Raw genomic sequence first — 14,276 nt, forward strand, 5'->3', positions numbered from 1 at the left:
AGAATCACTTCCTTCTCTTCAGGCAAAAGGGGGGAATAAAACATTCATCTGTCGGCCTGCCTGGTGTCTACGTATAATTCAAAATAAGAAAGCGCACACAAATCATATCAAAAAAAGGGTGGGTGTCAAATGAAAAAAAGTTTAAAGCTTGCTGTGACAGGCTCTTTGCTGTTGGGATTGCTGGCTGGATGCGGGTCCGCCGGGCAAACGGCAGGAGATAAAAGCACGGCATCTCCGGATGCCAAAGCGGCTCAAGTGAGCTTGAAAGCCACGGTACTTCAGGATGATTTGGAAACGTTTAAAACCGCTTACGAAGAATTTAGCAAAGAGAATCCGACGATCCAAGTGCAATTTGAAACAATTCCACAGGCGCAGTACTACGAAAAGCTTCGCATGCAGCTGTCTTCCGGGGATAATATCGATTTGTTCGGCGGCAACATGGATGTGTTTCTGGACACTGGCATCTTGGAGCCGTTAGACGATTATGTCAAAAAGGCGAATGTGGATGTTTCCGGATATGGACCGTTGTATGATTCTTTAAAAGTAAACGATAAAGTTTACGGGCTTCCTTACCGGAAATCCAACTGGATGTTGTTCTACAACAAAACGTTGTTCGATCAAGCCGGCGTAGCCTATCCGAAAGCGGATATGACATGGGATGAATTCCGTGAACTGGCGAAGAAGATGACCAAAGGGGAAGGCGCCAATAAAACGTACGGGGCATTCTTGCATCCATGGGCACAAACGTGGTATATGCAAGGCGTTCAAACCGGTGCTTCAATCATCGATAAAGACTTATCGGCGTTCAAGAAAGGCCTTCAATTCCGTTTGGATATGGAAAAAGACGGTTCGATGATGGGTTGGGCCGAACAAATTACGACAAATGCGCATTACAACGCTGCTTTCCAGAAGGGCAATGTGGCAATGAATCTGATCGGGGACTGGCACGTGGCACAGCTTAGACAAGCGGAAGCCGAGAAGAAAATCAGCTTTGATTGGGATGTTGTTCCCGTTCCGCATCCGGAAGGCGTAGCAGCCAATACGAGCTTGGCGACTCCGGTGTCCTTGATGGTGAACAAGAATTCCAAGCACAAGGAAGAAGCTTTCAAAGTGCTTCAGTTCATGACCGGCGTGAAAGGCGCGAAGCAGTTTGCAGCGAAAGGCTTTCTCACAGGTTATATCGACGATGAAATCCGCAAGACGTATATTGGCGACGGCACCTTGAAGCCTAAAAACATCCATTATTTCGTGGAACAAAAAGAATATCCGGAATATCCGCTGCTGCCAGGCGTGAAAAACATTTTGGTAGGAAGCGTCTACAAGCAAGAAGGCGAAATGGCGCTAACGGGCGCTCAGACCGTCGATCAAGCGATTCAAAAGATCGGCCAACGCGTTGCCTCCGAATGGGCCGATAAATATGCCAAGGATTACAAATCAGGCAAAAAGTAAGGGACAGACAGAAACGGCCGGGCTTCGCTCCATGTAGGGAAGCTCGACTGCTTTGATAGGGGTGAAGCATATGAAGGGTTCGAGCAAAGCATTACGGCGTAATCGATTGACAGGGTATACATTTTTGCTTCCTAATATACTTGGATTTTTGATTTTTATTTGCTTACCGGTGTGTGCTTCCTTCCTCATGAGTTTTACGGAGTGGAACGGGTTTGGTGAAATTGAATTTGCGGGATTATCGAATTATACGCGTTTATGGAGCGATGAAACGTTCCGAATCTCCCTGCTAAATAGTTTACTTATGACAGCCGTTTCCGTACCGGTGACGCTGATTCTTGCGATTTTGGCAGCAGTCGCCCTCAATAAAGGCTTGAGAGGCGTTAAAATATTTCGTACGGCAATTTTTCTGCCGCATATTACGGCAACCATTGCCGTAGCTGTCGTGTGGCAGCTGCTTTATAACCCGACCATGGGTCCGATTAACGGCTTTCTCAGAAGCCTTGGGATCGACAATCCGCCAACTTGGCTTGCATCGACACACTGGGCGCTCCTCTCGGTCATTGTCGTCAGTATCTGGCATTCAATCGGTTACTATATGGTGCTTTATTTAGCCGGCCTTCAAGGAATCCCAAAGGATCTCTATGAAGCAGCGGAAATTGACGGCGCAGGCAAAGTCTCACAGTTCCGCAATATAACACTGCCGATGCTGTCACCGGTTATTTTCTTTACGATTATTATGGGCATTATCAATTCCTTCAAAGTATTCGATCTGGTCTTTGTTTTGACCAAAGGGGGACCCGGCCGTTCCACGCACATGCTGGTTTACGACATTTATTATACAGCGTTCCAACGCTTTGAATATGGCTATGCCTCTGCCATGGCTTATGTGCTGTTCGCGATTATTTTAGTCATTACGTTGATTCAATTTAGAGGGCAAAAACGTTGGGTGAACTACTCCTAACGAGCTTATCGGGTTAGAGAAGGGAGAAGCCAACATGAATATACAAGTAGAATCAAGCCGGACGATGGTGACGTTACCGAGGCGAACTCCAATTGGCGCATGGATTAGAAAAACGGTTTTATATGCGGTCGTGACCGTTGTCGCCTTGTCCATGGTTGTTCCGTTCCTTTGGATGCTTTCCGCATCGGTGAAGTCGGAGGCGGAAATATTCAGCTTCCCCATTCAGTGGATACCGAGTCACTTTTACTGGTCAAATTACAGCAAGGTATGGACGCAGCTTCCTTTTTTCACCTATTACTTGAATACGATCAAAATCGCCGTGCTAACTACACTGCTGCAAATTATAACTTGCTCTACGGCTGCTTATGCGTTCGCCAAAGTGAAATTTCCGGAACGGGATAAACTGTTTTTCCTGTATGTGGCAACGATGATGGTGCCTTATCAAGTCATGATGATTCCACAGTTTATGTTAATGAAGAAAATCGGGTTAATCGATTCGCATTGGGCATTGATTTTGTTGGGGGCTTTTAGTCCATTTGGCGTGTTCTTGTTCAGACAGTTTTTTATGTCTATTCCAGAGGAACTCTCGGAAGCTGCCAGAATTGATGGCTTGAGCGAGTTTGGCATCTATGCACGGGTCATCCTGCCACTCATTCGGCCGGCGATTGCCAGCTTGACGATCTTTACCTTCATGCACGCATGGAATGATTTCCTCGGTCCTTTGATCTACCTGAATTCGGATAACTTATTTACGCTCCAGCTTGGCATGCAGCATTTCCAATCCGAGCATGCTACGGAATACGGCCCGTTAATGGCCGCAGCGGTTTGTGCGATTATTCCGACGATCATCATTTACTTTATGGCGCAAGACCACTTCGTCGAAGGGATTTCCGCAGGCGCGGTTAAAGGGTGAGTCGATCATGAAGCCAAATATCATTTATATTTTTGCTGATCAATGGCGGAAACAGGCTGCCGGTTTTATGGGGGAAGATCCTGTCATCACGCCCAATATAGACCGATTCGCACAGGAGAGCTTGGTGTTTAACCATGCGTTCTCTTGCACGCCGCTTTGTTCTCCGCACCGGGCAGCGCTCATGACAGGCAGATATCCGCAATCGACCGGTGTCTATACGAACTGTAAGATCGGTGCAGATATTATGCTAAGCCCGGACGAAGTTTGTGTGGGAGATGCGCTGAAGGCGGCTGGGTATCAAACGGGTTATATTGGCAAATGGCATCTGGATTTACCTGAGCAAAATCGTTGCCCGGAACCGGAATCCGGAGCGCGTGAATGGGATGCGTACACACCGCCGGGACCCAAACGGCACGGCTTTGATTTCTGGTATTCCTACGGTGCATACGACCATCATCTGAAGCCGCATTATTGGAAAGACACGCCGGAAATGATTAAAGTGGACCAGTGGTCATTGGAGCATGAAACGGATGTTGCGTTAGACTTTATTCGGGCAAAAAGACAAGAAACAGAGAAGGACAATGGGCCGTTTGCTCTATTTGTCTCTTGGAATCCGCCTCATAGCCCCTTTGAACTTGTGCCGGAACGCTACAAGGAGATCTATGGCGGACGGGAGTTGAGTTTGCGACCGAACGTAAGTTCGAATCGTCTTGCTGCGCACACGGGTGAGCCCTTTGAAAGCGGGGATGAGGCGCTGGACCGGTACACCCGAGATTACTTCGCAGCGGTGTCCGGCATGGATGAACAATTCGGCCGGATTTGGCGGGAAGTCGAGCAGCTCGGGATAGCGGAAAACACGCTGATCGTACTCTCGTCCGATCACGGCGAGCTCATGGGCTCGCATGGCTTAATGGCGAAGCATTCTTGGCATGAGGAATCCATCGCGATTCCTTGTCTAATGAGTTGGAAAGGCGTGATTGGCCAGGGCAGCACGAATCTGCTTTTTAACAGTGTGGATATTATGCCTACGCTGCTTGGTCTTGCCGGCATTCCCGTCCCTGCTGCTGTAGAAGGGATGGATCTGTCCGGCGATATCCTCGGTACGAGAGAAACGGATATTTCCTCAGTGTTCATTTCCGGTTTCCCCGGAAGAAAGGATGCAATGGAGCTCTTCGCCGCCTCTGGCTTGGACAACCGCCAGTATGGTTGGCGGGGTATCCGCACAAGCATGTACACCTATGTTGTACATAGAGGATATGCACCTGGAGCGGAAGTGCAACGCTTCTTTTATGAGCATGAGAAGGATCCTTATCAGCTCAATCCTGTTGTGCTGTATGAGCGGCCCCAGACGGAACTTTTGATCTCACTGGAAAAAGAGCTGCAAAGTTGGTTAGATCGGACCATGGATAAGTTTGACCTGGGGGAATAACTGTTTGCAGCAAGTTAAAAAGAGCGCACAGAGTTTGAATGTGCACTCTTTTTTGCTGTTTCTTTATCTAATCGCAAGATATGCGAGATTTGATTATTTTTTAGTTAAAAATGCGGAGAATGCCCTCGCAAATCATGTTATTTTTATAGGTAATGTGCGTTAAAGCTATAGATTTCATCAGGTAGAATAGATGGAGGTGTCGATCCTATGCGGAAATTTGAATGCAATGAAAATGAAGTAAAAGAACTCATAGACCGGGTAGTCCGCAGAACGATGAATATGGATTTCACATGGAACTGGTCTTGTGGCGTAGCTTATTACGGCATTTGCAAAGCTTGGGAAGTAACGGGGAATCAAGAGTACATCGATTTTCTGGTGAAATGGGTGGACGAGTATCTGGAGCTTGGGTTGCCGCCGATGATGGTTAATGCTTGTGCGATGGGGCATACCATGCTGACTTTGTATGAAGCTACGGACGATTCCAAGTACCTTGACCTGGCGCTCTTGAAGGCCGAATATTTGCGCAAGGATGCCATCCGATTCGGATCGGGTGTTTTCCAGCATACGGTATCCTCCAAAAATGATTTCCCAGAGCAAGCGTGGGCGGATACGTTATTTATGGCGGCATATTTCCTGCTGCGGCTTGGATTTAAAATAGACAATAAAGCTTACATAGAAGATGCGCTGAATCAATTTTACTGGCATGAAGAATACCTGCAGGATACAAAAACGAATTTGTTCTACCACGCATGGGATAATGTGAGGCAAGATCATTTGTCCGGTATATATTGGGGCAGAGCCAATGCATGGGCGGCTTATACGATGGCGCAAGCGTACAAAATGCTGAACCCTTTCATGCCAATGTGGATGCAAATTGGAGGAGCTCTAGGCGATCAATTAAGCGCTCTGGTCAGGCTGCAATCAGAGAATGGGCTGTGGCGCACGGTATTGACGGATGAAACCTCCTACGAGGAAACATCAGCCTCCGCCGGTATTGCTGCCGCACTCACCACTTATGCGCACCCGCTGCATCAAAATTATATGGCCAAAGCCTATGAGGGCATCTTGGCCAACATTGATGAAGACGGCTCCGTGCGGAACGTATCGGCAGGTACGGCCGTGATGTACTCCGTAGATGATTACAAAGTCATCTCCAAGAAAAGAGTACAAGGATGGGGGCAAGGATTGACCTTGGCTTACTTGGTTGCTCTTCTTCAAAATAGGGAAGTTGTTAGTAAAATTTAAGAGTCAGCGGCAGTCTGGGGCCTGATTTTCTCCCAGGACTGCCGCTTTTTTATTTATCAGAATTGGTATGTTATGGATTTGGGCCGCCCCAAGGTAAAGGTTGCAATCGTTCGAGCGGTTCCTTCCTGGCCAACGATGGGAGAACTACAGGGCGCTATTTCAACGAAATAAGCTCTTTTACGCGCGGAGGGGAACTGTGGGCCGCTACTTGTACGTTATTTAAAAGAAAACTGGACTAGGCGGTCTAATAGAGCCCTGTAGTTCCGCTTGAACGCGGAAACGGGTTGAATGTGCTAGAATAGCGCCCTGTAGTTCCTCAAGGATGTAGCGTTAACCAACTTAACACTAGGACGAGGTTCCCCCTCCGCCAAGTGTCTTAGTATCGCTTAATTTTAGCGGCGCTGGTGTTTTCCACTCTTAGCAAGCTTAATCGACGGAGGAGTTGTTAACACCTCTAACGCGCTGGTTCTAAAAGGACGATGAAGTTGTTTATCCTTCGAGCACGGAAGCAGAATATAAAACAGAACCTGCTGTGGTATAATATGTTACTATTGTACAGTTTTATGGATTCCATAGGGGGCGTAGTAGGTGGATATAAAAAAAATCCTGGTGACCGGGCGGATGTTCAAAGAGCTGGAGAAGTTAGCTTTGCTGGACACTAAGCGGGAATATCTGTTTCTTCCAGAGTCGGAAGTGCATCCGAATCATTTCGATTGGGCCGATGGATATGTGGCTTTTAAACCGACGGAGTCGTTTCATTTCGGTAAGCTGCGGTGGGTTCATGCGCTTGGAGCTGGCGTTGATGCTTTTTTACATAATCGTGAGTGGAAAGAGGATGTATTATTGACCCGAACGATCGGCAGCTTTGGAGCTAAGATAGGGCAATATTGCTTGAGTTACCTACTTGCCGATGTGCAGCAGCATCAAAAATTTCAGCAATTTCAAACAGAAAGACAGTGGCAGCCTTCACAGCAGCTGCTTCTACAGCAGCTTCGCATTGTCATTTTCGGTACCGGAACAGTTGGTATAGAAGTCGCGAAGATGTTTAAAGCCTTCGGGGTAACCGTTTACGGTATATCGCGCAGCGGAGCATCGAACCCTCATTTTGATAAGGTTGTTCCGATTAACGAAGCGAATTCGTTGTTAACAGAAGCCGACTGGGTTATTAACACGCTTCCGTTTACTCCAAAGACGGATAAATTATTCGAAAAGCATTTGTTCTCCTGCATACACGGTGCTGGCTTTATCAATGTAGGCCGGGGAGCTTCCGTAGATGAAACTGCACTGCTTGAGGCAGTAGACCGAGGTCAGGTACGCAGAGCTGTTCTTGACGTGTTCCAAGAGGAGCCGCTGCCCGCAGCATCGCTGTTGTGGTCTCATCCGAATGTGACCATTACCCCGCATATTTCTGCCGTTACCGGGGTGGATGAAGCGATGGACGGCTTGCTCGCTGTACTCGAAGATATGGACAGCGGGCAAGAACCAATTCGCCATTTGGTGGACGTAAGCCGAGGGTATTAGCGTACTCAATTACGAAGAAATAGATAAAAAGGGTGGATTTTTCATTCATTTTCACGTACAATGACCTAACTCTAGCTTGTTACATTACATCATAAGTGAGGTTAGGTTGAATGCGTACAATTGCAAAAGTAAGCCGGTTCGTAGGAGGTACTTTTTCTCTATGTGTTATCCTATTTGCTTGTCTGGGATTTTTTTGGCCTGAGGTATTTATTCCGCTGAAGGGTTACATTTCCATTTTTCTTGGTGTCGTCATGTTCGGAATGGGACTTACGCTGTCCTCTGCTGACTTCCGCGAAGTATTTCGTCGTCCGTTAGAAGTGTTGATCGGTGTTGTCGGTCATTATATTATTATGCCGCTGCTCGCCTATGTGCTGGCTATTGTGTTGAACCTGCCGCCAGAAATAGCAGTTGGCGTTATTCTGGTCGGCTGCTGTCCAAGCGGCACATCCTCCAATGTGATGGCGCTGCTTGCAAAAGGTGACGTTGCGCTTGGTGTGTCCATTGCTTCCGTTTCCACACTCATCGCACCGCTCGCCACGCCAGCTTTAATCAGCCTGCTTGCGGGACGCTGGATGCCGATCGATGGCGGAGCGCTCATTAAGGACATTTTGACAGTTGTTATTTTGCCTATTATTCTAGGCGTTGTCGTAAAAAGTCTGTTCAGAAAACAAGCTGAAGCGAGTGTACAGGCTCTCCCGCTCGTATCTACATTGGCCATTGTCATCATTGTGGCCATTGTAGTTGGCGGCAGCAAAGCGAAAATTATCGAAAGCGGCTTGCTTATTTTTGCGGTTGTCATTCTGCATAACGGTCTCGGGTATTTATTAGGTTACTTGTTCGCTAAGCTGTTCCGGATGAATGCAAGCAAGCGCAAAGCTATTTTATTTGAAACAGGCATGCAGAACTCCGGCCTCGGGGCGGCGTTAGCTTCAGCCCATTTCAGTCCGATCGCAGCCGTTCCTAGTGCAATCTTTAGTGTGTGGCATAACATTTCTGGTTCCTTGCTGGCTACATGGTTTGCGCGCCGTGCTGAGAAAGAGGCCTTGAAGGAAAACCAAGCCGACGGATAGTTGATCTATACTCTTTAATACGCGAAATGAAAAAGACCAATTTGCAGGCCCTTAAATGGGCCTGTATTAGTTTAAAGTGAAAGGCAGGTATTCCCATGGCCAAGGAAGTTATAATTACAGAATATACGCCTGAATGGGCTGCAGAGTTTGAGAGGGAGAAGGCGAAGATACAGCAATCTCTGCAACATAAGGCGTCTATATCGAACATATAGACAGCACCTCAGTGGTCGGATTACCCTTTTCATTCAATCGGTTATAGAACTGGCGAGGAAATCATGAAGAAATGTCAATTGGCTATTTGCTAAGTGGCCTTTTTCAGGCATAATCTAAATTGAATAACTTTGTATGGGAGGGCTTATGTTAGATTACATACTCTTAAACTTTCTATTTATTCTGGTAGGTGCCCTTTCATACTTTGCTTTTGGATTATACAAGAATAAACACTCTAAATTAATTATTGGCGTATTTTCGGGTGTATCCGTTGTATTTTGCATGTCGTTTCCTTTTACGGTTTTTCCAGGGTACATCTACGATTTGAGAATAATTCCATTTCTAGTAGCGCTGATTTACGGGGGGTATGGCGCAGGAGGGCTCGTAGCCGTTACTTTGCTTCTGTATCGCTTTTATCTCGGAGGCAGCGGGTTTATCGTAACTACGTTATCTTACATTCCCATTTTCATTCTTGTTCTTGTGTTTCTGAAGCTTCGAAAAGAAGGAAAACAAAATATTTTATTTGGTATGTTGTTCACTTTATTGTCAGCATTAATTGTATCCGTGTGGAGCACTATTCAATTGCAGCATGATGTAGATCACCATGAGATCTTTTTTGTTTATTATTGCGTCATTCTAACGGTTTGTTCATGGATTACTTTCTTTTTCATTGAAACGATGAGGGACAACATCCATATGCGGGATGAAATCTACCGGTCTGAGAAACTTAGTGTTTTGGGCGAGCTTGCCGCCACCATCGCTCATGAAATTCGAAATCCAATTACCGTATCCAAAGGTTTTCTTCAATTATTAAAATCCCGTACGCAGAATGAAACGGATCTTAAATATTCTATTCTTGCATTAGAAGAGATTGATCGAGCGGAAGCTATCATTTCCGAGTACCTCATGTACGCCAAGCCTCAGGCTGAAAGAGTAGAAAAGATTGATGTTAAAGCCCATTTGAGAAACGTTATAAGCATAACCGAACCCTATGTTACGTCAAAAGGCCACATCGTGGATAGCCAGTTGGAGGAAGTGTATGTTTATGCCGATTCGAAAAAATTAACGCAAGTCATGATCAATTTAATTAAAAATGCCGCTGAAGCGATTGAGAAAAACGGGAAAATAACGATTCATGCGTTTGCCCAAAATAAATACGCTGTTATCGAAATTATGGATACGGGAATCGGCATGAATGAAGAACAGCTTCAGCGATTAGGGAATCCCTTCTATTCGACGAAGGCGAAAGGAACGGGGCTCGGACTTATGGTCAGCTACCGAATCATTGAAGCTTTGGGCGGAACGATTCGCGTTCAAAGTAAACAGGGGATGGGCACGAAATTCAGTGTTCTCATTCCATTGGAAAATGAGGCCATACAATAAGATGAAATTTATTCCTCTAGAAGCTTGTTAAGCTTGAGAGTCGTATCACTATCGAGTGTCGGTACATTGATTGTCACCGTAAGGTGGGGCAAATCCGTTACATGGAAAGAAAGTTGATCGAAGATCAGTAATCCGGCTGCCGGATGATGATTGATTTTCTTTCCTTCGGGCCCATTCAGAACATCATGCTGCGGCCACCATGCCCTGAATTCTGTGCTGACTCGATTCAAATCCCCAATAAGCTCCATCCACCAAGGATCACCAGCAAATTTGCCGTAATTGGCACGAAAATGAGCCAAACGGTGCCGGGCATGATTTTCCCAGTTGTCTTGAAGCATTTCACGCACGTATGGCGAAGTGAACGTTCGCCATACCGAATTGCGCTCGCGCATCGACATGGCACGATAATCCCCATAAATCAGATTTGCTGCTCGGTTCCAAGCAACAATATTCAGGCGCTGATCGGTCACATAAGCCGGACTCGTTCCTTGTATATCAAGGAAAAGCTGAAGCGTCGGACTAATCGTAGTTTCAACGGGCGTCAGATCGGCAGGCAGCTGCTGTAAAGCCAGCAGAAATAAATGCTTGCGTTCACTCGAATCCAGCCGGAGAGCCCGCGCAATATTGTCCAGCACTTGAGCCGATACCTGAATATTTCGCGCTTGTTCCAGCCATGTATACCAATCCACGCTTACGCCGGAGAGCTGCGCTACTTCCCCGCGTCTAAGACCGGGTGTGCGCCTCCGGCCTCCATGCGGCAGACCCACTTGCTCGGGCGAGAGGCGTGCGCGACGAGTTTTAAGAAACTGCGCCAATTCTTCAAGGCGCGTATGGTTTGAATGTTCCATATAGCAGCTTCTACTCCTCTCCTCTTATCTGGCTCCTATCGTAGGAGCTCATCTCCTAGGATAAACCATCATCTTATTCTATTATACAATCCATTATACACTTTCTATTGAGATGAATTTCATATTAATGGAAGGGGACTTACTTTGGAAAAAGCATTGCAATTACAGTCCAACCTTACAGGAAAGCTAGCCAAAACGCTGCTGCTTCTTGGACTTTCGCTTGGATACTTTATGGTACTCCTGGACATGACGGTGGTGAGCGTCGCGCTGCCGGCGATTCGCACCGAATTAGGCGGAGGATTACCCGGACTTCAATGGGTGGTCAACGCATACACAATTGTATTTGCCGGTTTACTGTTATCCATGGGTTCGTTAGCGGATAAACTTGGTGCCAAACGGGTCTATGCTGGTGGTTTGGCCCTTTTTCTCGGGGCTTCAGTCCTAGCCGCATTTGTTTCGTCGCTGGGGATGCTGATCGGCTTACGTGCGATACTCGGCATTGGAGGAGCAGCGCTGATGCCAGCTTCGCTTAGCCTATTGGTCCATGCCTACCCTGAGACGGCTGAACGCGCCCGGGCGCTTGGTCTATGGGCAGCGGTTACCGGGGCAGCGATGGCGGCGGGACCTGTTATCGGCGGACTCTTGGTAGATTCGTTTGGTTGGCGAAGCATTTTCTTGCTTAATGTGCCGCTTGCAGTCATTAGTCTAATTTTGACGTTTCTGTTAGTTAGGGAAACAGACCGTAGAGCGCGGAGAAGCTTTGACATAGGGGGCCAAATAACGGCCATTGTCGCCATAGCTGCCTTGTCATTCGGACTGATGGAGGGAGACGGCTATGGATGGCAGGCTCCGATGATTATTATGGCATTTGGCGTAGCCCTGCTAAGCGCCATTCTCTTTCTCATATTCGAAGCGAAAGGTGAATCCCCATTACTTCCTTTGTCATTATTTAAACATACGACAGTATCGGCGGGTATGATAGCGGGTATGGCTATTAACATCGGCCTGTCGGGCATTTTATTTATCGTGCCGGTATTTTTTCAACAAGTGCGCGGATTATCGGCCCACATCACAGGGCTCCTGCTTCTTCCCATGATGATTCCGCTTGCTTTTAACCCGATTCTGACTGGTCGGATCGTTGGCAGAATCGGAGCTCGGATACCGATGACTGTCGGTTTTTGCCTTGGTGCTGTGGGTACACTGCTTCTGGTGTGGACGGAAGCGAATACCAACTATGTAATTACGATGATTGGTTTGCTGTTTATCGGTTTCGGAGTATCCTTTACGATTCCCTCGCTGATGGCGGCTGTAGTCTCTTCTGTCCCGAAGGAACAGACCGGTGCGGTATCCGGCGCTCTTAACGCAAGCCGTCAGCTCGGCGCCACGCTAGGGGTTGCCATTCTCGGTGCGATTCTGAGCAGCAGCGCTTCGTTTATTGACGGCATGCATCTGTCGTTCATCGTGACAACCGTTATCTTGTTTGGCGGGAGTAGCTTGTCGTTCTTATTTATCGATAGAAAAAAATAAAACAGCGGCAGTCAAGGACGAGATGTTCCGTCCAAGGCTGCCGCCGTTTGTTGTCCCTGGCTATTCAATCTGCCAAGGAGGAAATGCCAGTTTTTCTTGCCCGTTTCATCGTATACATAGCTTCATCCGCGTTCTTCATTAATGTCGTGATGTCCGTGGCATCTCGAGGAAATTGGCTGACTCCGGAGCTAAACGAAATCGGAATTTCAATCCCTTTATACGTAAAAGGGCTCTTCTGTAAGAGAGACAACCGATGGTCGACTAAACGATCTAACTCGCTATTTTCATCTATGGAGGAAATAATCCAAACGAATTCGTCTCCCCCAATCCGTCCGATCCTATCATCAGGTTTGGAACAGTTTTCCAACATAAGTGCAATATGTTTGAGATAAAGGTCGCCAACAAAATGCCCGTATCGATCGTTAATTGGTTTGAAATTATCCAGGTCAATTAAGATAAGAGCAAAACTTTCACGGCGCTCGATCTTTTCTAACAGCAGCTCATGAAGGGCAGCCCGGTTATATAAATCCGTAAGTGAATCATGGTGCGCTAAATATTTGTAATTTTGCTCGGAATTCAATAATTTACGTTCCGCAACCTTGAGAGACGTAACATCTGTCAGGTGCATCACGTATAGCTTCTCGTCGGTTTCCTCAATCAATTCAAGGCCCATAATCAAATCCAAATCGCCTTTCTTCGGATTATGCAGTTGAGCCTCCCACTGGACTTCATTCTCTTGCTGAACCAGAGCCAACATGTCGACTACGGGCATGTTATTCTCAAACTGGAAATAGCTCATAATATGATAGACAGGAATCCCGTCCAGCCATTGTTTGGCCCGGGGATTCATTTCTTTAACGTCTCCCTTTTGATCCAGAAGCAGAATGGCGGTCGGCGCAGACTTGAAAAGAATATGGAAGAGCTTGCGGTAATCCGGCATAATGTCATATTTACCAACCAAATGGCGGAGGGTAACAGCCCAGAGCAAATAGCCGATAAAAAATAGGATCATGGCATTTCGTGACGTTAATACTTTCGATTGCAAAAGGTAGATAACCAAGACAAACCAGGCAAACAGCAAAAATAAGCTGAGAAGCAGGGAACGCAGAACCTGTCGATGTTTGATTTCCTTCACACAATACCAAGAAACGGCGAGGATGATCACCGAAAGCAGGATATATCCTGCTATAAAGAGAACGGTAATAAGTAAAAATTGCGGATCAAGCGGACTTCGTCCATCCGTCACTTCAGCGTTATATAAGACGCGATGATCTTTGGTGATTAAAAACCCAAGCCACAATGTATACGGGGCTGCGTAAATGAAAGGCAACAATCGCTTGAAAGCCGAAGTTGCAGGGTTTCCGATGAGCACGCTGAGATGGACCAAACAGCAGATGACCAATAGAAGCATCGGGCTATTCCCATACAGAACAATTTGCATTTGATATTGAGGCAGCAAAGATGTTTTAATGTATTCTCCTAAAAAATAAAACTGAAAAGCCAGCATAAGCAGAGCGGCAATTCGGTTCAACATGCTTTTTATATTTCGATGTAGTAAGGTTACTGCCATGTAGAAAAAGAAAAAACTAGGGAGCAAAATCGTTAAGAAGTCCATGAAAAGTTCGTTCATTATAAAATGTACCTTCTCGTGATCGTATAGTGGAGTGTTCACTCTCACAGTAGCATGAATTTTGCTTGCTATGCAATAACAAAAGGGGAG

At 46.6% G+C, this 14,276-nt stretch carries 11 protein-coding genes; 9 read left to right on the forward strand and 2 right to left on the reverse strand.

Going from position 1 to position 14,276, the window contains the following annotated elements; genetic code table 11:
* Nucleotides 1–129 precede the first annotated feature (129 nt).
* The 8 genes from AC3WTJ_RS04185 to AC3WTJ_RS04220 all read left to right on the forward strand — a co-directional run bounded on the left by AC3WTJ_RS04185 (nt 130) and on the right by AC3WTJ_RS04220 (nt 10,181).
* Nucleotides 130–1,449 carry an ABC transporter substrate-binding protein gene (locus AC3WTJ_RS04185; protein ID WP_492520704.1) on the forward strand — a complete coding sequence of 440 codons (1,320 nt, stop codon included), beginning with the start codon at nt 130–132 and terminating at the stop codon, nt 1,447–1,449.
* Between the two features lie 70 nt (nt 1,450–1,519).
* Nucleotides 1,520–2,410: a carbohydrate ABC transporter permease gene (locus AC3WTJ_RS04190; protein ID WP_407868538.1), complete on the forward strand. Its 891-nt coding sequence runs from the start codon at nt 1,520–1,522 to the stop codon at nt 2,408–2,410.
* Between the two features lie 34 nt (nt 2,411–2,444).
* On the forward strand, nt 2,445–3,323 hold the full coding sequence (locus AC3WTJ_RS04195; RefSeq protein ID WP_407868537.1) for a carbohydrate ABC transporter permease: 879 nt from the start codon (nt 2,445–2,447) through the stop codon (nt 3,321–3,323).
* A 7-nt stretch (nt 3,324–3,330) separates the two neighbouring features.
* Nucleotides 3,331–4,752: a sulfatase family protein gene (locus AC3WTJ_RS04200; RefSeq protein ID WP_492520705.1), complete on the forward strand. Its 1,422-nt coding sequence runs from the start codon at nt 3,331–3,333 to the stop codon at nt 4,750–4,752.
* A 207-nt stretch (nt 4,753–4,959) separates the two neighbouring features.
* A complete protein-coding gene (locus AC3WTJ_RS04205) occupies nt 4,960–5,997 on the forward strand; it encodes a glycoside hydrolase family 88/105 protein (protein ID WP_492520706.1) in 1,038 nt (345 codons plus the stop codon).
* Between the two features lie 588 nt (nt 5,998–6,585).
* The gene (locus tag AC3WTJ_RS04210) at nt 6,586–7,518 is read left to right on the forward strand and encodes a D-2-hydroxyacid dehydrogenase (RefSeq protein WP_492520707.1); all 933 of its coding nucleotides are present in this window, start codon (nt 6,586–6,588) and stop codon (nt 7,516–7,518) included.
* 110 nt (nt 7,519–7,628) lie between these two features.
* Complete coding sequence (locus AC3WTJ_RS04215) at nt 7,629–8,588, forward strand: bile acid:sodium symporter family protein (RefSeq protein WP_492520708.1); 960 nt, start codon at nt 7,629–7,631, stop codon at nt 8,586–8,588.
* Nucleotides 8,589–8,945: 357 nt separating this feature from the next.
* A complete protein-coding gene (locus AC3WTJ_RS04220) occupies nt 8,946–10,181 on the forward strand; it encodes an ATP-binding protein (protein ID WP_492520709.1) in 1,236 nt (411 codons plus the stop codon).
* An 8-nt stretch (nt 10,182–10,189) separates the two neighbouring features.
* Here the strand turns inward: AC3WTJ_RS04220 and AC3WTJ_RS04225 are convergent, their stop codons facing one another.
* A complete protein-coding gene (locus tag AC3WTJ_RS04225; RefSeq protein WP_492520710.1) occupies nt 10,190–11,029 on the reverse strand; it encodes a helix-turn-helix transcriptional regulator in 840 nt (279 codons plus the stop codon).
* 144 nt (nt 11,030–11,173) lie between these two features.
* On the opposite strand from AC3WTJ_RS04225, the gene AC3WTJ_RS04230 reads away from it, so the two are divergent.
* Entirely contained in the window at nt 11,174–12,556 is a 1,383-nt protein-coding gene (locus tag AC3WTJ_RS04230) for an MFS transporter (RefSeq protein WP_492520711.1), read from the forward strand.
* 64 nt (nt 12,557–12,620) lie between these two features.
* On the opposite strand, the gene AC3WTJ_RS04235 is transcribed toward AC3WTJ_RS04230, so the two are convergent.
* Nucleotides 12,621–14,186, reverse strand: coding sequence for a GGDEF domain-containing protein (locus AC3WTJ_RS04235; RefSeq protein WP_492520712.1), 1,566 nt, complete (start codon nt 14,184–14,186; stop codon nt 12,621–12,623).
* Nucleotides 14,187–14,276: the final 90 nt, after the last annotated feature.

This window comes from Paenibacillus sp. FW101-FHT12H11, assembly GCF_058790355.1.

What these genes read in the sequence shown, in the direction of transcription:
- AC3WTJ_RS04220 (WP_492520709.1), top strand. Translation starts at nt 8,946, where the DNA reads ATGTTAGATTACATACTCTTAAACTTTCTATTTATTCTGGTAGGTGCC.
- AC3WTJ_RS04200 (WP_492520705.1), top strand. Translation starts at nt 3,331, where the DNA reads ATGAAGCCAAATATCATTTATATTTTTGCTGATCAATGGCGGAAACAG.
- AC3WTJ_RS04225 (WP_492520710.1), bottom strand. Translation starts at nt 11,029, where the DNA reads ATGGAACATTCAAACCATACGCGCCTTGAAGAATTGGCGCAGTTTCTT.
- AC3WTJ_RS04215 (WP_492520708.1), top strand. Translation starts at nt 7,629, where the DNA reads ATGCGTACAATTGCAAAAGTAAGCCGGTTCGTAGGAGGTACTTTTTCT.
- AC3WTJ_RS04185 (WP_492520704.1), top strand. Translation starts at nt 130, where the DNA reads ATGAAAAAAAGTTTAAAGCTTGCTGTGACAGGCTCTTTGCTGTTGGGA.
- AC3WTJ_RS04190 (WP_407868538.1), top strand. Translation starts at nt 1,520, where the DNA reads ATGAAGGGTTCGAGCAAAGCATTACGGCGTAATCGATTGACAGGGTAT.
- AC3WTJ_RS04235 (WP_492520712.1), bottom strand. Translation starts at nt 14,186, where the DNA reads ATGAACGAACTTTTCATGGACTTCTTAACGATTTTGCTCCCTAGTTTT.
- AC3WTJ_RS04195 (WP_407868537.1), top strand. Translation starts at nt 2,445, where the DNA reads ATGAATATACAAGTAGAATCAAGCCGGACGATGGTGACGTTACCGAGG.
- AC3WTJ_RS04205 (WP_492520706.1), top strand. Translation starts at nt 4,960, where the DNA reads ATGCGGAAATTTGAATGCAATGAAAATGAAGTAAAAGAACTCATAGAC.